The organism is Promicromonospora sp. NPDC050880, from assembly GCF_044456525.1.
Taxonomy (GTDB): Bacteria; Actinomycetota; Actinomycetes; order Actinomycetales; family Cellulomonadaceae; genus Promicromonospora.
The window spans coordinates 219,967-236,365 of the sequence record NZ_JBITFV010000002.1; the positions used below are offsets into that span (position 1 = coordinate 219,967).

General features: G+C 75.4%; 17 protein-coding genes. 2 read left to right on the forward strand and 15 right to left on the reverse strand.

What is annotated here, in order from left to right:
* The 13 genes from ACIBBF_RS04885 to ACIBBF_RS04945 form a co-directional block, all read right to left on the reverse strand.
* Nucleotides 1-518, reverse strand: a 518-nt coding sequence (locus ACIBBF_RS04885) for a (2Fe-2S)-binding protein (RefSeq protein WP_397411077.1), incomplete at its 3' end; no start/stop codon positions are given.
* Nucleotides 519-741: 223 nt separating this feature from the next.
* Nucleotides 742-1,725 carry an FAD binding domain-containing protein gene (locus tag ACIBBF_RS04890; RefSeq protein WP_397411079.1) on the reverse strand — a complete coding sequence of 328 codons (984 nt, stop codon included), beginning with the start codon at nt 1,723-1,725 and terminating at the stop codon, nt 742-744.
* Between the two features lie 4 nt (nt 1,726-1,729).
* Entirely contained in the window at nt 1,730-2,563 is an 834-nt protein-coding gene (locus ACIBBF_RS04895; protein ID WP_397411081.1) for a MurR/RpiR family transcriptional regulator, read from the reverse strand.
* Nucleotides 2,560-3,858: a Zn-dependent hydrolase gene (locus ACIBBF_RS04900; protein WP_397411083.1), complete on the reverse strand. Its 1,299-nt coding sequence runs from the start codon at nt 3,856-3,858 to the stop codon at nt 2,560-2,562. Before ACIBBF_RS04900 ends, ACIBBF_RS04895 begins: the two co-directional genes overlap by 4 nt.
* Nucleotides 3,855-5,075: a pyridoxal-phosphate-dependent aminotransferase family protein gene (locus ACIBBF_RS04905; protein ID WP_397411085.1), complete on the reverse strand. Its 1,221-nt coding sequence runs from the start codon at nt 5,073-5,075 to the stop codon at nt 3,855-3,857. Before ACIBBF_RS04905 ends, ACIBBF_RS04900 begins: the two co-directional genes overlap by 4 nt.
* Complete coding sequence (gene allB / locus ACIBBF_RS04910) at nt 5,072-6,475, reverse strand: allantoinase AllB (protein ID WP_397411087.1); 1,404 nt, start codon at nt 6,473-6,475, stop codon at nt 5,072-5,074. Before allB ends, ACIBBF_RS04905 begins: the two co-directional genes overlap by 4 nt.
* Complete coding sequence (pucL, locus tag ACIBBF_RS04915) at nt 6,472-7,377, reverse strand: factor-independent urate hydroxylase (protein ID WP_397411089.1); 906 nt, start codon at nt 7,375-7,377, stop codon at nt 6,472-6,474. The genes allB and pucL overlap by 4 nt, the downstream gene beginning before the upstream one ends.
* A complete protein-coding gene (locus ACIBBF_RS04920) occupies nt 7,378-7,719 on the reverse strand; it encodes a hydroxyisourate hydrolase (protein ID WP_397411091.1) in 342 nt (113 codons plus the stop codon).
* Nucleotides 7,716-8,246: a 2-oxo-4-hydroxy-4-carboxy-5-ureidoimidazoline decarboxylase gene (gene uraD / locus ACIBBF_RS04925; RefSeq protein ID WP_397411093.1), complete on the reverse strand. Its 531-nt coding sequence runs from the start codon at nt 8,244-8,246 to the stop codon at nt 7,716-7,718. The genes ACIBBF_RS04920 and uraD overlap by 4 nt, the downstream gene beginning before the upstream one ends.
* A 91-nt stretch (nt 8,247-8,337) precedes the next feature.
* Entirely contained in the window at nt 8,338-8,802 is a 465-nt protein-coding gene (locus tag ACIBBF_RS04930; RefSeq protein WP_397411095.1) for a DUF4383 domain-containing protein, read from the reverse strand.
* A gap of 85 nt (nt 8,803-8,887) precedes the next feature.
* A complete protein-coding gene (locus tag ACIBBF_RS04935; protein ID WP_397411097.1) occupies nt 8,888-10,030 on the reverse strand; it encodes an amidase family protein in 1,143 nt (380 codons plus the stop codon).
* A gap of 41 nt (nt 10,031-10,071) precedes the next feature.
* A complete protein-coding gene (locus ACIBBF_RS04940; protein ID WP_397411099.1) occupies nt 10,072-11,193 on the reverse strand; it encodes an acetamidase/formamidase family protein in 1,122 nt (373 codons plus the stop codon).
* A gap of 48 nt (nt 11,194-11,241) precedes the next feature.
* On the reverse strand, nt 11,242-11,832 hold the full coding sequence (locus tag ACIBBF_RS04945; protein WP_397411101.1) for a TetR/AcrR family transcriptional regulator: 591 nt from the start codon (nt 11,830-11,832) through the stop codon (nt 11,242-11,244).
* Between the two features lie 79 nt (nt 11,833-11,911).
* On the opposite strand from ACIBBF_RS04945, the gene ACIBBF_RS04950 reads away from it, so the two are divergent.
* Nucleotides 11,912-12,898: a DMT family transporter gene (locus ACIBBF_RS04950; RefSeq protein ID WP_397411103.1), complete on the forward strand. Its 987-nt coding sequence runs from the start codon at nt 11,912-11,914 to the stop codon at nt 12,896-12,898.
* Here ACIBBF_RS04950 and ACIBBF_RS04955 read toward each other — a convergent pair.
* Nucleotides 12,855-13,640 carry a DUF3626 domain-containing protein gene (locus ACIBBF_RS04955; RefSeq protein ID WP_397411105.1) on the reverse strand — a complete coding sequence of 262 codons (786 nt, stop codon included), beginning with the start codon at nt 13,638-13,640 and terminating at the stop codon, nt 12,855-12,857. The two genes, ACIBBF_RS04950 and ACIBBF_RS04955, sit on opposite strands and share 44 nt — an antisense overlap.
* A gap of 94 nt (nt 13,641-13,734) precedes the next feature.
* On the reverse strand, nt 13,735-14,706 hold the full coding sequence (locus ACIBBF_RS04960; RefSeq protein WP_397411107.1) for a hypothetical protein: 972 nt from the start codon (nt 14,704-14,706) through the stop codon (nt 13,735-13,737).
* A 112-nt stretch (nt 14,707-14,818) separates the two neighbouring features.
* On the opposite strand from ACIBBF_RS04960, the gene ACIBBF_RS04965 reads away from it, so the two are divergent.
* Nucleotides 14,819-16,381 carry a serine/threonine-protein kinase gene (locus tag ACIBBF_RS04965; protein ID WP_397411109.1) on the forward strand — a complete coding sequence of 521 codons (1,563 nt, stop codon included), beginning with the start codon at nt 14,819-14,821 and terminating at the stop codon, nt 16,379-16,381.
* The last annotated feature ends 18 nt before the right edge of the window (nt 16,382-16,399 follow it).

Consider the following 16,399-nt stretch of genomic DNA (forward strand, 5'->3'; position numbering starts at 1 on the left):
CTCGGGACGGCGGGGCTCGGGACGGCGGGGCTCGGGACGGCGGGGCTCGGGACGGCGGGGCTCGGGACGGCGGGGCTCGGGACGGCGGGGCTCGGGACGGCGGGGCTCGGAGCGGCTGGGCTCGGGGCGGCGGGCGGGTGTCCGGTGCGTTCCTGGGCCAGCTCCGGCGTCCCCGCGACCGTGCAGACCATGCCGGCCGTGCAGAACCCGCACTGGAACCCGGCCGCCTCGACGAAGGCGCGCTGCACGGGGTGCAGGTGCTCGTCGTCCGCGGCGGGGTCACCGCCCGGCCCGAACCGGCCCAGGCCCGCGGCGGTCACCACCTCGGCGTCGGCGGCCCGGTGCGCCGGGACCAGGCACGACTGCACGGGGGCGCCGTCGAGCAGCACGGTGCAGGCGCCGCAGTCGCCCGCGTCGCACCCCTTCTTCACGGCGGTGGCGCCTTGTTCCCGCAGGTAGGTGCGCAGGCACTGGCCGGGGCGGGGTTCGGCCGTGACGTCGGTGCCGTCGAGCCTCATGCGGCCGCCCTCGTGCGAGCCCGGGAGCGCCTCCGGGAGATGTCTCCCCGCGCAGGTGGGTTGCAGGGAGTAGACATTGTCGACGCACAGCAACGCATCTGCGCGGCGCACACCCGCCGGCGGCCGGCCGCGCCCGCCACACCAGCCACACCAGCCACACCAGCCACACCAGCCACGCCGGCCGCGCAGACCTTCGGGTGTCCGACGCGGTCCCCACGGGTGCTCATGTCGGGTCTCCCAGGTCGTCGAGCACCTCGTGCGCGAGCCGCCGGGTCATCGCGGCACGCCACGCGCGGCTCCCGTGCGTGTCCTCGTACCAGCCGCCCGCACCGCCCGGACCGGACGCACCGATCGCACCGATCGCGCCGGACGCGCCGATCGCGTCGGACGCGCCGAGCGGGCCGGACGCGCCGAGCGGGCCGGACGCGCCGAGCGGGCCGGACGCGCCGAGCGGGCCGGACGCGTCGAGCGGGGACGCGTCGAGCGGGCCGGACGCGTCGATCGCGTCGATCCAGCGGTCCAGCGCCTCGTGGTCGCGGACGGCGCGGCCGAGCGGCCGGGCGACCGACCCGGTCAGGGTGAGCCACGCGCCGTCCTCGCCGGCCCGGCCGGTCACCATGGCGGCCGTACGCCCGGTCGGTGTCAGCGACGCGCGCCGGACCGCCGTGCGCTGCCGGAGCACGGCCTCGGGGACCAGCACCTCGCGGAGCACCTCACCACGCGACAGCGCGACGACGCCGGCCCCGGTGACCAGGTCGGCGACGGGTACCTCGCGCGTCCCGCCGTCCGGCGTCCACACGACCGCCCGGGCCGCGAGCGCCGCGAACAGCCCCGCCATCGACCCCGCGGGCAGGCCGAGCGCCAGGTTGCCGCCCACGGTCGCCGTGCGGGCCACCTTGGCCGAGAGCGTCAGCGCCGCCACGCACGGCGCCACGATCCCGAGCGCACGGTACGGCCCGGGCACCCCGAGCCCGCCGGGCCCCGCCAGCAGCTCCTCCAGCGTGCACGTGCCGGCCACGCGCAGTCCCGACCCGTCCACCGACCAGGGCTCCCAGCCCAGGCCGGTGAGGTCCACGAGCCCCGTCACCCCGGGCGGGACGGGCTCCGAGTAGAGGTAGGTGCCCCCGCCCAGGAACGTCTCGCCGGGCCGCAGCACGCAGTCCGCGCGGCTCCGGGCCACGCGCACGGTGTCGACGTCGAGGTCCATGCGGTCAGCCCTCGTCAATCTCGCGCAGCAGCGCGTACCGGGCGTCGATCGCGTCGACACGGCTGCCGGCGCCGTCGAGCAGCTCGTGCACGCGGTCCGAGAGGGCGGCCACGACGCTCACGGGCGCCACCATCGAGTCGAAGGCGCCCCGCGTGGTGATGGGGCACTCGATCCACCAGGTCACGACGCCGGACAGGTGGCGCAGGCTGGAGTCGGCGAGCAGGAGCACGCGGACGCCGTCGGCCAGCAGGGACTCGACCATCTCGGCCACCCGGAAGGCGTGGCGCCGGATCGAGACCACCACGACGACGTCCTGCGGGCCCAGCCCGACGAGGTCGTCGGCCAGGGACTGGCCGGGCGCGGGCGCCAGGTGCACCCGCCCGCGCACCTGGACCAGGTTGCGCCTCAGCTGGGTGGCCGGCCCCAGGGAGCCCCGGCGGCCGACGACCACCACGTCGCCCGCCGTCGCGAGCGCCGCGGCGATGTCGTCGAGCACGCCCTCGTCGAGCAGGGTGTACGCCTTCTGGAGGTTCTTGATCTCCTGCTCCAGCCGCTCGCGCAGGCCGGGCGGCGGTTCGACGGCGATCGGCAGGCCTCGCCCGCGACGGGCGCGCAGGTGCGCCCGCAGCCCCTCGAAGTCGTCGTAGCCGAGCTTGCGGAACAGGCGGCTCATCGTCGCCTTCGACACCCCGGCGAGGGTGGCGAGCTCCGTGGCGCGGTAGGTGCCGAGGTCACCGAGGTGGTCCAGGAGGGCGTCGGCGGCCCGGCGCTCCTGCGGGGACAGCTCGCGGTAGGCGCTGGCCACGCGCTCCTCCAGCGGCGTGGCGACGGACGTCATCGGGCCTCCTGGTGGGCGAGCGCGAGGACGGCCTGCGTGCAGGCGTCGAGCGCCACCTCGACGTCCGCGAGCTCGACGTGCTCGTCGGGGTGGTGGCTGATCCCGTCCCGGCAGCGCACGAACAGCATGCCGACGCCGGTCACGGCGGCCATCGCCATGCCGTCGTGACCCGCGGGGCTCCACAGGCCGGGGACCCGGGCGGGCGCCGCACCGTCCGACGGCGCCCCGGGCAGTGCCGGGTCCAGGCCGGGCACGACGGCCGCGATCCCGCTGGCGACCGCCGCCGACAGGCGGCTGTCGCAGGTGGTCGACGGGGCCCGGTGGGTCTCGGTGTGCTCGAACGTCACGCGCCGCTCGCGCGCGATCTCCTGCCCGGCGGCCGCGATCCGCTCCCACAGGGCGTCCCGGTCGGCGTCGGTGCGGCCGCGCAGGTCCAGGGTGAGCTCGGCCCGGCCGGGGATGACGTTGACGGCACCGGGCTGCACGTGCAGGTCGCCCACGGTGGCGAGGCAGCCGGCCGCGACCGCGAGCTCCTCGATCCGGGTGACGAGGTGCGCGGCGGCGACCAGCGCGTCCCGGCGCCGGGCGAACGGGGTACCGCCCGCGTGCCTGGCCTCGCCGGTGACGGTGAGCACGAACCGCCGCGCCCCCGCGATCGTGGTGACGTACGCGAGCGGCAGGTCCAGCGACTCCAGCACGGGACCCTGTTCGATGTGCGTCTCCAGGTACCCGACCAGGTCCTGCGGACGGCGGGCGGCGTCGCCCACGCGGCCCGGGTCCAGGCCGAACCGGGTGAAGGCCTCGCGCAGGGTCACGCCGTCGGCGTCGGTCTGCTCCCACCAGGCCGCGTCCCACTGGCCGGAGGCGGCACAGCTGCCCAGCAGCGCCTTGCCGAACCGCGTGCCCTCCTCGTCGGAGAACCCCACGACCTCCAGGGCGAACGGCAGCACCGTGTGGCGCAGCCGGTGCGCGACGGCGATGGCGAGCACCACGCCGAGCATGCCGTCGTACCGCCCGGCGTCGGGCACGGTGTCGAGGTGGGAGCCGAGCACGAGCGCGGGCTCGCCCGGTGTGGCGGGACGCTGGGGCGCACCGGCGGCGGCGCGGCGGCCCCAGAGGTTCCCGGCGGCGTCGGTCTCGGTGTCGAGGCCGGCCTCGCGCATCCAGGCGGCGACCACCGTGTTCGCGGCGGAGTGCTCGGGCGACAGGTAGACACGTTCCAGGGCGTCCTCCCGGGCGGAGTACCGGGTCAGGTCGTCGCACCGGTCCAGCACCCAGGCCGCGGTGCCGGTCATCGGGCGGCCTCGTACTCGGCCAGGGCCGCCGTCACCCCGCCGCCGGGCGGGGTCGCGAAGCCGGCGCGGCGCAGCTCGTGCTCGAGCGCCGCCAGGGTGGTCAGGACGGCGTCGCGCCGGGCGTTGAAACCCATCGTGCCAATGCGCCAGACCACGCCGTGCAGCGGCCCGAACGAGGTGCCGATCTCGATGCCGAAGTCGTCCAGGAGAGCGCCGCGCACGGCGTCGCCGTCCACGCCGTCGGGGATGCGCACGGCCACCACGTTGTGCATCTTGTGCCCGACGTCGCCGAACACCTCCAGGCCGAGCCCCCGCACGCCCGCAAGCATCGCGGCGCCGTGCCGGGCGTGCCGGGCGACGGCGGCCGCCATGCCCTCGTCGGTCAGGACCCGGGCGCACTCGCGCGCCGCGTACAGCATCGACGTGGCCTCGGTGTGGTGGTTGAGCCGGCGCGGGCCCCAGTAGTCCATGATCTGCGCCAGGTCGAGGTAGTTCGACACGATCGGGCTACCGTGCGGCGCCACGTCGTGCTCGGTGCGGATCCCCGCCTCGACGTGCTTGCGCCGGTCGACGGCGGCGACGGCGGCGGGCGAGAGCGTCACGGGCGCGCTGCCCGACGGCCCGCCCAGGCACTTCTGCAGCCCGGCGGTCGCCGCGTCGACACCCCACTCGTCGGTGTGGAACGGGTTGCCGCCGAGCGTGGCGGTGGCGTCCACGTACAGCAGGGCGTCGTGGTCGTGGGCGATGCGGCCCAGCTCCGCGAGCGGCTGGGCCATGGTCGTGGAGGTGTCCCCGTGCACGACGGCGACCACGCGCGGCCGCACGCGCCGCACGGCCTCCTCGATCTGCCCCGGGTCGAAGACCGTGCCCCACTCCGTCTCGATCGTGTGCACCTCGGCCCCGGCGCGGGCACCGATCTCCGCGAGCAGGTGCCCGAACCGGCCGAACACCGGCACGAGCACGCGGTCGCCCGGTTCCAGCAGGGACACGAGCGCCGCCTCGATACCGGCCCGCGAGGTGCCGTCCACGAGGAACGTCTGCTCGTTCGCGGTGTCCCAGACCGTGCGCCACAGCGCCATGGCCTCGGTCATCGTGTCGGTCATGAAGGGGTCGAACTGCCCCACGAGCGGCGCGGCCATGGCGCGCAGCACGCGCGGGTCGGCGTCGACGGGCCCGGGCCCCATGAGCAGCCGGGCGGGTGGGTGGATCTGGGTCATGCGGGCCTCCTGACCAGCCGCCCCGGCGCGGGCCGGAGCGCGGTGACGCCGCCCCGGACCGTCCGGGCGTCGTACGGCGTGACCTTGTTCTTGTGGGCCAGGTCGGCCGCGCGGAACGTCGTGGTGGCGTCCGGGTCGTAGACGACCAGGTCGGCCGCGGCGCCCTCGGCGATCACGCCCTTCGGCCGCGGCCCCCGGTCCAGGCCCACCAGCGCGGCGGTGTGCGCGGTGGTCCAGCGGGAGACGTCGGCCAGCGGCACGCCCCGGCGCCGGGCGGCGTCGGCCAGGACGAGGAAGCCGGGCTGGAGCCCCGCCACGCCGCCCCACGCGGCCTGGAGGTCCGCCTCGCCCGGGGCCGCGCCCCGGTACTTCTCCTCGGCCGTCGCCGGCGAGTGGTCGCTGACCACGCAGTCCAGGATCCCCTCGCGCAGCCCGTCCCACAGGGCGTCCTGGTTGCCGCGGTCGCGGATCGGCGGGCAGCACTTGTACGCGGAGTCGCCGTCAGGCACGTCCTCCGCGGCGAGCGTCAGGTAGTGGTGGCACGTCTCCGCCGTCACGGGCAGGCCCTCCGCCTTGGCCTCGGCCAGCAGGTCGAGCACCTTCGCCGAGGACACGTGCAGCACGTGCGTGCGCGTGCCGGTCTCCCGGACGGCGTCGAGCAGCGTGCGGACCGCGGCGGTCTCGGCCTCGTCCGGACGGGACAGCAGGAAGTCCGCGTAGGCGCGCGACGGCGCGTGCGGCGCCGCGGCGAGCACCGCCGGGTCCTCGGCGTGCACCACCAGCAGGCCGCCGAACCAGGCGATCCGGCCCATCGCGTCGAGCAGCTCCTGCGGCCCGAGCGGCGGGAACTCCGGCACCCCCGAGTCGGCGAGGAAGCACTTGAACCCCAGCACGCCGGCGTCCCACAGCGGCTCCAGGTGGTCGGCGTTGCCGGGTACCGCGCCGCCCCAGAACGCGACGTCGCAGTGCAGCTCGCCCCGGGCGCGGACGGCCTCCGCGGCGGCACGCTTGATCTCCAGCGCCTCGACCGTGGTGGTGGCGGGGATCGAGTTGAGCGGCATGTCCACGATGGTGGTGACACCGCCCAGCCGCGCGGCGCGGGTCGCGGAGGCGAAGCCCTCCCACGCGGTGCGGCCCGGCTCGTTGACGTGCACGTGCGTGTCCACGACACCGGGCAGCAGCACCCGGTCGCCCAGCGCGACCACCTCGGGCGGGGGCTCCGGGGTGCCGCCGAGCACCTCGCCGCCCAGCACGTCGTCGGCGGGGCGCAGCACGGCGTCCGGGTCGGACGTGCCCCACCACACCTGGTCGATCCGGTCGCCCTCGATCCGCAGCACGGCCGGGCGCAGCTCGCCCTCGACCAGGACCTGCTCCGAGGCGACCACGATGCTCCCGCTCACAGCAGCCCCCCGACGCTCGACCACGCGGGGTGCTCCCCGTCGTCCTGCGACCGCTGCACCGTGGCCTCGATCAGCCCGTACGGCCGGTCCGCGGCGAAGAACACCTCGCCCGGGTTGTCCAGGCCGAACGGCTCCAGGTCCACGAGGAAGTGGTGGTTGTTGGGGCAGGACAGCCGGATCTCGGCGATGTCCGGGTAGGCCTCCAGCACGGCCCGGCCCATCGCGAACACCGTCTGCTGCAGGGCCAGGGAGTGCACCCGGGCGAAGGTCTCCAGCAGGATCGAGCGCACCGCCGCGAACCGCTCGTCGTACTGCGCGGGCGTGGCGGTGCCGGTGAACGAGGGCGCGTAGCGCCACCAGGCCGTGACGTCGGTCGCGAGGATCCGGTCGTCGGTCTCGGGCAGCGTGGTGTAGCGGTCGCGCGGGAAGCCGGAGAACTCCGAGCCCGTGGACTTGAGCACCGTCGCGTCCCGCAGCCCGGCCAGCACCGTCAGGCCGTCGGAATCGGCGTGCACGAGCGCCGTGCGCCGCTCGGCCCCGCCCCGCACGAACGCGTGGTCGTGCCCGTCGGGGCCGTCCGGGATCCGCTCCCAGCCGTGCTGCTCGGCGAGCCAGCGCCCGCCGGTCACCTGCGGCTCCGCCAGGAAGTGCCGCGCCAGCCGCAGCAGGAACGTCTCGGGCGAGCCCACGCCGTCGCGCGCGAACGCGTACATCGTGTTCTTCTGCGTGTCCGTGGCGATGACGCCGGTGTTGTCGCCGGACTCGTGCGTGGCCCGGAAGTCGCCGCGGAGCTGGGCGGTGAGGGTCAGGTCGGTGAGGCGGTGCCGCGCCGTGTCACGGTCCACCCGGACCAGCCGCACCTCCGCCTTGCCGTACTGGTTGGGCCCCAGGACTATCGACATTCAGCTCCCTCGGTAGGTGGTGTAGGCGAACGGGCTGAGCAGGAGGGCCACGTGCGTGTGGTCGGGTCCGAGCACGACGTCGAGCACCACCTGCCCGAAGAACGTGTCCCGGCCCTGTGCCGCGAACCAGTCGCCGGCGGCGAAGGTCAGGACGTGCCGGCCCGGGGCGACCTCGCCCCAGGCGACGCGGCCGTCGGCGTCGGTGACGGCGTGGCGGGCGGCGGGCGGTGCGCCGTCGTCCGCGGGGGCACCGGGCCCGGACGCCGGGACGAGCGTCACCGCGAGGCCAGCGGCGGGCAGACCGCGGGCGGCGTCGAGCACGTGGGACGAGGCGGTCGTCATCGGTCCGCCCCGTCCGGCTCGGCCGCGGGGTCCACCTCGTCCGGCTCGACGAGCGCCTCCAGCCGCAGCAGCGCGATCTGCCGGAGCTGCTCGGCGGTCACGAGCGCCTCGGTGGCGGGGTCGTTGGCCAGGCGCTCGGTCAGGTTGGCGAGGATCTCCTCGGCGGTGCGCCCGGCGGCCCGGACCAGGAAGATCCGGCCGAACCGCTCCTCGTAGGCCACGTTGCCCGCGGCGATCCGCGCGGCCGTGGCCTCGGCCGCGGTGGGCTGCTCGCCCCGGGACAGGCGCGCCTCGACGCTGTCGCCCGTGGCCCGCTCGCCGATCCGCGGGTGGTGCGCGAGGGCGGCGTCCACGTCGTCGCCGGTCCAGTCGGCGGCGGCCCGCATCGCGTGCAACAGCAGGGAGTCACGGCAGCGGTAGGGCCGGCCGGCCACGACGTCGTCCACCCACGCGCCGATGTCGGCGCACGGGCGGACTGCCGACGCCGCCTCGGCGGCGGGCAGGGCGTTGAAGGTCGCGAGGTCCACGGGACAAACCTAGTTTCAAACTGTCCCCCGCGATGAGACGCGCGTTTCAGCGAGGTAAATCTTCGCCCGCCCGTGGACCCCGCGGCTCGTCTCACCTGACGTCGCGCGGCAGCGTCTCCGTGGTGCCCGGCTGCTCGACGGCCCGGGCCCGCGCGGGCCAGACCGCGATGAGCAGGCCGGCCAGCGCGCTCAGGCCGTGCAGCCAGTTGTCGGCGGTGTTGATGTTGAGGAAGTTGATCTCCGGGTTGCCGACGGCGAACAGGCCGTAGACGAAGGCCGCGCCGTACCCGACCAGGAGGAGCCAGCCGAAGGTGCGGGCGCCGCCCGAGGTGCCCCAGAGGCTGATGCCCAGGAGCCCGATGACCAGGTGCACGATGTTGTGCAGCGGGTTGATCGCGAAGCCCAGCAGCGTCTGGCCGTGGTCGTGCTCGGTGAAGCCGCTGAAGCCGGTCACGAGGAATCCCGCGATGCCGACCAGCAGGTAGACCACGCCGATCACGAGGGCGAGCCACTGGTGGGTACCGCGGGCCTGTCGAGAAGCGGTGGAGTGGGTCATGATCCTTCTCCCGTCCGGTGCTGTCCCCTCCACCGTCACGCCGGACGGCGCCACTCGCACACCGGCGCCCACCGGGTGCGACGGGCTATCCCGCCAGCCGTGCCGCCAGGTGCAGCAGCGACCGGTCGGAACCCGCCGGGCCCACGAGGCACGCGCCGGCCGGGAGACCGCCCGCCGTCGGCACGGGCACCGACACCGCAGGCAGGCCACCGATCCCCGCGACGCAGGTCAGCAGCATCGTGGCCGCACGGGCCGCCTCGGCCTCCTGCGGCCGGGGCGCGACCGACGCCGCCGACGGAAGCACCAGCACCCGCTCCCCCAGCCGCTCCCGGATCAGCTCCCGGGCGCGCGCGACGTCGGCCCGGGCCGCGGCGGCCTCGTCCGCCCCCACGGACCGTGCCCGCTCGAACCGGGCCCTGACCGCGGGCCCGAGGGTGTCCATCCGGTCGGCGAGCCACGCACCGTGCACGACCCACGCCTCCGCCGCCTGAAGGGTCTGGAACGCGGCGAGCCAGCCGGGCTCGGGCGCCCAGTCGACGGCCACGGCCCCGGCGTCCGCGGCACGCTGCCCGACGGCGTCGCGCACCTCGGGCGCGGCGAGCCCGAGCAGGGCGTCGCTCGTCACGAGCGCGGCCGGGCCGGGCAGCGGGGCCGCGTCGTCGGGCAGCAGCGCCTGGCCCACCCGCGTCAGCGTGCCGGCGTCGCGGGCGAGCCAGCCCACCGTGTCGAAGGTGGGCGCGAGCGGCAGCAGGCCCCCGTCGGCCACGGCGCCGTGCGTCGGCCGGACGCCCCACAGCCCCTGGTAGGCGGCCGGGACGCGCACCGAGCCGCCCGTGTCGGTGCCGAGCGCGACGCTCGCCTCACCGGCCGCGACCGCCGTCGCCGGGCCCGACGTCGAGCCACCGCTGATCCGCCCCGGCGCGCGCGGGTTGGGCGGCGTCCCGTAGTGCGCGTTGGCGCCGGTCAGCGAGTACGCGAACTCCTCGGTCCGGGCGATGCCGGCCAGCGCCGCCCCGGCGTCCAGGAGCCGGCCCACGGCGTCGGCGTGCCGTTCCTCGACCGGAGCGGCCGCGAGCCAGGCGGGGTTCCCGGCGCCGATCCGCTGCCCGGCGACGGCGAACAGGTCCTTGACCGCGACGGTCTCGCCGTCGAGCAGGCCGGAGCCGGTCGGGCGGACCAGCGGCCCGGGCTCGGGACGGACGCGCCACACGCTGGGATCGAGGGTCATGCGCACATGCTGCCAGGCCGCCGGCGCCGCGGGCGCCGGGCCTACCCCGGGAAGTCCGCCTTGCGGATCCGCGCGTGGACGCCCTTGACCACGTCGACCACCTGCGAGATGTCGAAGTCCGTCGCCGCCGACAGGTACGCGTAGGCGTGCGCCGGCGACATCCCGTACCGCACGCCCAGCAGCGCGATCGCGGCGCGCACGCAGTTCTGCACCGCCACGTCGAGGTCGGCGTCCAGTCCCGTGGGGACCAGGTGGTCGGCGGTCTCGGCGAGCGGCCCGGCCAGCTCCCCGAAGGCGGCGACGGCGTCCGGTGCCGGGATCAGGTCGAACGCGAGCCGCACCCGCAGCGAGGCCTCGAACGCCGTGAGCGCCACCTCGCCGTCGCCCTGCGCGAAGTGCGGGTCGCCCACGTAGGCGAGCGCGCCCGCGACCTGCACCGGCAGGTACAGCGTGGACCCGGCACCCAGCAGGTTGATGTCGAGGTTGCCACCGAACGGCCCGGGCGGCACCGAGTGCGGCCGCTCGTCCCCGGCCGCGGCCACGCCCATGATGCCGAGGAACGGGTGCAGGTCGAAGCCCACCCGGGCCGCGGAACCCTCCGCGAGCGGGATCGAGCCGCGCCCGGCGCCGTCGGCCCACGTGTCCACCTGCGCGAAGACGCTCACGACGTCGACCCCGCCGGCCGGGAGCTCGTCCGGCAGGGAACCGCGGCCGTGCCGGTTGGAGATCACGCCGTACGGCACCCGCGGCTCCGTGGCCAGCACCCGGATCGCCAGCAGGTCGCCCGGCCGGGCACCGCGCACCTCGACCGGCCCGGTCACCACGTGGCCGCCGTGCGCACCGGGCACCCCGGGCAGGCCCGGGGTGCGGTCGCCGAGCCGGGAGCGGCGGGCCGTGGCCAGCTCGACGGCGTCGGCCAGCACGGCGTCCTCGGGCACGCCGCGCTCCGCGAAGTACGCGAGCGGGTCCCCGCCCTGGTCCTCCAGGACACCCTCGTGGGACAGGGTGTCGACCACCACCTCCTGACCGGGGTCCACCGCGAGCACGGCGGTGTCGGCGGCGCAGGGCAGGCGGCCCCAGTACGCCGTCTCCACGGAGGTGGGCAGGTAGGCGGCCCGGTCGGTGCGGGCGGTGCCGGGCTGGAGGATGGTCTGCTGGTGCACGGGGCGACTGTAGCCGCCTCGCCCAGGGCCGGGCGTCGGACCGGTTGGTCAGGCCGGCGGGGCGAGCAGCGCCCGGGCCGCCTCGCGCGCGGTGACGAACGCGTCGGGCTGCGCCCGGGTCGTGTGCGCGACCATCGCCCCCTCGTAGAGCAGGTGCACCTGGGCGCCGAGGCGCTCCGCGCCGGGATGGCCGGCCTGCCGCAGCAGGTCGGTGAACACGCCGAGCATGTGCTGCTTGTCGGCGAGGACCACTGCGTTGCCCGGGTGGTCGATGCCGCCGATCTCGGCGTGCGCGTTGACGAACGCGCAACCCCGCGCGTTGTCCTGCGCCCACTCCTCGGAGATCTCCAGCGCGGCGAGCACCTGCTCCGCGCCCGGCCGGGCCCCGTCAGCGACCCGCGCGGCGAGGCGCTCGCCGAACCACGCGTTCCACCGTTCCCGGCGCCGGGTGAGATACGCGGCCACCAGCTCGTCCTTGGAGCCGAACCGGTCGTAGAGCGTCTTCTTGGTGACCCCGGCCTCGTCCGCGATGAGGTCCACGCCGACGCCGCGGATGCCGCGCTCGTAGAACAGCCGGCTCGCGGTGACGAGGATCCGCTCGCCCGCGGCCGTGTGCGGGTTGGGGCTGCGTCGTGGCATCGGAGCCTCCCTCGTCGTCCTGCCCGGGCATCGGTCGGTGCACTGCGAGTATACCGACCTGTGTGGTTACCTGGATCGTATGAGACAGAGCCTCCTGCACCGCCTCGCCCCTGGCCTGCTCGTCGTGCTGTGGAGCTCCGGGTTCGTGGGCGCCACCTTCGCCGCCCCGACGGCGCCCGCCACCACGACCCTCCTGTGGCGCTACGTCGTCGCGGCACCGCTCATGGTGGCGGTGGTGCTGGTCCTGCGGCGCCGGTACGGGATCCGCTACCTGCGCCGCGAGGCCACGCTGGGCCTCCTCGGCCAGGCCGGCTACCTGTACGGCGTGTTCCGTGCCGTCGAGGAGGGGCTACCCGCCGGCACCGCTGCCCTGCTCGCGTCGCTGCAGCCCGCGCTGGTCGCCGTCGCCCTGGCCGGGCTGCGGCGCGGCTCGGGGTCCGGGCCCGCCGGCGGGCGCCGCCAGGCGGTGGGCCTCGCCGTCGGGTTCGTGGGCGTCGCGCTGGCCGTCGGGCCGGGCTCCGTGGCCGGGACCGGTGCGGCGGGGGCGCTCTGGGCGCTCGGCGGCATGCTGTCGCTCTCGACCGCGACGCTGCTCGGCAGCCTGTGGCCGGCGCCCGGTCCCCCGCAGGAGCGACAGTACGACGTGCTCGACTCGCTGACCGTGCAGAGCACGGCCGCCCTCGCGGCGTTCACCGTGGTGGCCTTCGCCGGCGGGCAGGCCGCACCGCCCGCCGACCCGGTCTTCTGGCTCGCGGTCGCCTGGCTCGTGTGCCTGGCGTTCCTGGGCGGCTACGGCATGTACCTGTACGTGCAGCGCACCCGCGGTCCGGTGGCGGTGAGCACGTGGCTGTACCTGACCCCGGCGGTGTCGGCCGCGTGGGCCTGGGCGATGTTCGGCGAGGAGCTGCCGCTGCTCACCGTGGCGGGGTTCGCCGTCAGCCTGACCGGCGTGCTGCTGACCCGGCCGGCACGGCAGGCGCCGGAGGAGCCGGCAGACGAGGTGCGCCGCCCGCCGGCCGCCGCTACCGCCCGCCCCAGCGCGCCAGGTGGTGCCACACCTTCTTGAGGTCCTGGGTGTCGTGCTCGCCGGCCCGCACGGCCTCGCCCACCACGCGGGCGTCCAGGCGGCCGTCGGTTGTGTGACCGGCGGCCACCTTGCGCGCCACCTCCACGATCGCCGGGCCCCGGAACTCCGGGCGGCGGGCCAGCTCGTCCACGTGCAGCCGGAACCCGTGGTGCCACTCGACGGCGACGCCCAGCCGGCCGGCTGCCTCCGCGACCGGGGTGTCCCGGTAGCAGGGGTCCAGCACCAGCGCCTCGACGTCGTCGGCCAGCGTGACCGGGCCGTGCACCTGGGCCTCGACGTAGTCGTCGAGCACGTCGTGCGTGCCGAGCGCGGTGTCGGCGTCCGCCAGTGCCACCAGCGGGGCCGGGTCGCTCGCGGCGAAGTGCTCGGGGTCGAAGACGGAGTCCGGGTAGCAGAACGTGGTGCGCTCCAGCACGTGCGGGCGCAGCCGCAGGTGGGCCGACCCGAAGCGGACCGCGCCGCCCGCGGCCCGGTCCCGGTGGTTCAGCGCGCCGTAGCGCGGGCGCTCGTGCGGCGGCGCGGCGTCGTACCGGCCGTCGAACATGCGTTGCTCCCAGCGCCACCGGTCGCCGCCCTCGTGGGCCGTGAGACCGCCGTTGCTGGTGCCGGTCTCGAACTGGGAGCGCCAGACGCCGTCGTGCGCGAGCCGCTCGACGAGGGTCTCGCTCCCGTCGGCGACCAGCCGGTCGGGGTGAAAGTTGATCGTGACCAGCCAGTTCATGGCCTGAGAGTAACCCGGGAAGGCACAGGCGGACCGCAGGAAAAAGGTCCGCCCCGACCGGACGGCCGGGGCGGACCTGTCGGTCAGGACGGTGTCAGTCCTGGACCTCGAGCATCCGGCGCCGCGCGCGGATCATCGCCGCGCCCGCAGCCGTGAGGCCGAGCGCCACCGCGGCGGCACCCGCGGCCTGGGCCCCGGTCTCGGCCAGCGCACCCGGCGCCTGGGCCTCGCCGTCGGCGCCGATGGGCGCCAGCGGGTCGATCCCGCTGCCGGATCCCGTGCCGTCGCCGTTGCCGATCGGGACGATGCCGGAACCGTCGTCCGAGCCCGCGCCCGAGCCGCCGTCCGAACCGCCGTCACCGGAACCGTCGTCGTCACCGCCGTCCCCGGGGTTCTCGCCCCCCGGGTTGTTCGCGTAGGAGGGGCTCTCCAGCAGGTCGTCGACGACGCCGTCGGGGCCGCCCACGCCGCCGATCACACCCGGCACGTCACCGCTGCCGAGGTTCTCGCCGATCGAGCCCACGTCGTCGATGATCTCGGCGGGCAGGTTGTCGGTCACGCCCTGCTCGGGGCCGTCGGCACCGAGCACGTCGTCGACGGCGCCGTCCTCCCCCGCCACCGCGGTGAGCGCACCGGTGACGCCGCCCACGACGTCCTCGACCGGGCCGCCCGCGTTGGGCGCGGCATCGGCCTTGACGGCCGGCGTCGTCGCCTCGGCGGCACCGCCGCCCGTCACGCCCTTGACCACGTCGTCCACGGCGCCGTCCTTGCCCGCGACTGAGTCCACGACGCCGGTCACGCCCTGGACCGTGTCGTCGACGGCGCCGTCCTCCTTGGTGACCTGGCCGACGGTGTCCGTCACCTGGGTCAGCGTGGTGTCCACCACGCCGTCCTCACCGACCACCGCGTCGACGGTGTCCGTGAGGAGCCCGCCGAGGCCGCCCTGTGACTGCTCGACCTTCGGCGACGTCTCGTCGGCCGCGGCCGCGGACATCGTGCCCGCGACCAGCAGGCCGCCCGCGACGATCGCGGACGGCAGCGCCCGGCTCACGAACTTCCTCTTCATGTGTCCCCCTGTATCTGGTAGTTCTGGAATCCGGCGCTCTACTCGACGCAGATTCCGATCCACAGTGACGGAAATGTCGGGTGAATTCAAGGATATCGGGTATGTTTCCCCCATGATCGTGCCAGGCTCAGGGGCAGCCCCGCAGATCCACCCGCTCGACCCGAACGATCCGCAGGAGCTGGGCGGTTACCAGCTTCTCGGCCGCATCGGCGCGGGCGGAATGGGAGTGGTCTACCTCGCAGAAACCCGTACCGGACGAAAGCTCGCCGTCAAGGCCATCCTCAAGGAGTACGTGCAGGACCCGGAGTTCCGTACCCGGTTCCGCCGGGAGGCCGCCGCGGCGATGAAGGTGCGCGGCCGGTTCCTCGCCACCCTGATCGACGCCGATCCGGACGGCGACCAGCCCTGGCTCGCGGTCGAGTACGTCGAGGGCCCGTCGCTGACCGCCGTCGTCCAGGCGAACGGTCCCCTGCCCGAGGCCGACGTGCGGCGCGTGCTCGCCGGCGTGGCCGAGGCCCTGCGGTCCGTGCACCAGGCCGGCATCGTGCACCGTGACCTCAAGCCGTCGAACATCCTGATCGGCCAGGACGGGCCGTTCGTCATCGACTTCGGCATCGCCCAGGCGTCGGACTCGACGTCGCTCACGCGCACCGGCCTCAAGGTCGGCACGCCGTCGTTCATGGCGCCCGAGCAGGTGCGCGGGAGCGTGTCCTCACCGGCCGCGGACATCTGGGCGCTCGGCGCCGTCGCGCTCTACGCCGCGACCGGGCAGCGCGCCTTCGGCGAGGGCGACACCACCGTCGTCTACTACCGCGTGGTGCACGAGGACCCGGACCTCAGCACCTGCCCCGCATGGCTCCTGCCGCTGGTCCAGGCCTGCCTCGCGAAGGACCCCGAGGAGCGGCCCGGGGTGCAGGAGGTGCTCGACTTCGTCAACGAGATCCCCGCCGGGTTCCGCGCGGCGACCACCAAGATCACGGCGGGCCCCGACGTCGTACCTCTCGACGACGACGCGACCACCCTGCGCGACGACGACGCGACCGTGCTCAAGGCCGAGACTGCCGAACCCGCCCCGGATCCCGCGCCGGAGCCGGAGGCGCCCCGCCGCCGGCTGCTGTCCCGGCCCATCACCTGGATCGCCGCGGCGGCCGGTGTGCTGGTGGTCGGGGCGGGAGCCACGGCGCTCGCCCTCGGCTGGCCCTCCGGCGTCCCGGAGGGCGGCCCGACGACGGCGTCGGCCTCCCCCTCGGCGTCCGCCGTGATCGACGAGTGCCTGGTGGGCAGCTGGCGGCTGGACGAGCTGACCGCCCAGGTCCGGCTCGGCGAGGACACGGTCGAGGCCACGGGCTTCGAGGGCCGGGTCACGGAGTTCCAGCCGGACGGGACGGAGCTGGTGCACTACGACGACGCCGAGCCGCTGCGCGCCCCGACCTCGGCGGGCGAGTACACGGAGACGTGGACCGGTACGGCCACCTACCCGATCCGGACCGAGGGAGGCGTCCTGACGACCACGGGGGTCGACCACAGCGACGTCACGGTGGTCAAGGCGATCGGTGACGAGAGCCGCGAGTACCAGCCGAGCGGCGGCACCCCGCAGCTCGACTACACCTGCGACGACACGACCTACACGGAGACGGCCGCAGGCTACGAGGCCACGTACACCCGCCTCAACTGACCCAAGCCCGTGAGTGCT

Coding starts and splice junctions, on each gene's coding strand:
- ACIBBF_RS04890 (WP_397411079.1), bottom strand. CDS start 1,725: ATGGACCTCGACGTCGACACCGTGCGCGTGGCCCGGAGCCGCGCGGAC.
- ACIBBF_RS04895 (WP_397411081.1), bottom strand. CDS start 2,563: ATGACGTCCGTCGCCACGCCGCTGGAGGAGCGCGTGGCCAGCGCCTAC.
- ACIBBF_RS04900 (WP_397411083.1), bottom strand. CDS start 3,858: ATGACCGGCACCGCGGCCTGGGTGCTGGACCGGTGCGACGACCTGACC.
- ACIBBF_RS04905 (WP_397411085.1), bottom strand. CDS start 5,075: ATGACCCAGATCCACCCACCCGCCCGGCTGCTCATGGGGCCCGGGCCC.
- pucL (WP_397411089.1), bottom strand. CDS start 7,377: ATGTCGATAGTCCTGGGGCCCAACCAGTACGGCAAGGCGGAGGTGCGG.
- ACIBBF_RS04920 (WP_397411091.1), bottom strand. CDS start 7,719: ATGACGACCGCCTCGTCCCACGTGCTCGACGCCGCCCGCGGTCTGCCC.
- ACIBBF_RS04930 (WP_397411095.1), bottom strand. CDS start 8,802: ATGACCCACTCCACCGCTTCTCGACAGGCCCGCGGTACCCACCAGTGG.
- ACIBBF_RS04935 (WP_397411097.1), bottom strand. CDS start 10,030: ATGACCCTCGATCCCAGCGTGTGGCGCGTCCGTCCCGAGCCCGGGCCG.
- ACIBBF_RS04945 (WP_397411101.1), bottom strand. CDS start 11,832: ATGCCACGACGCAGCCCCAACCCGCACACGGCCGCGGGCGAGCGGATC.
- ACIBBF_RS04950 (WP_397411103.1), top strand. CDS start 11,912: ATGAGACAGAGCCTCCTGCACCGCCTCGCCCCTGGCCTGCTCGTCGTG.
- ACIBBF_RS04955 (WP_397411105.1), bottom strand. CDS start 13,640: ATGAACTGGCTGGTCACGATCAACTTTCACCCCGACCGGCTGGTCGCC.
- ACIBBF_RS04960 (WP_397411107.1), bottom strand. CDS start 14,706: ATGAAGAGGAAGTTCGTGAGCCGGGCGCTGCCGTCCGCGATCGTCGCG.
- ACIBBF_RS04965 (WP_397411109.1), top strand. CDS start 14,819: ATGATCGTGCCAGGCTCAGGGGCAGCCCCGCAGATCCACCCGCTCGAC.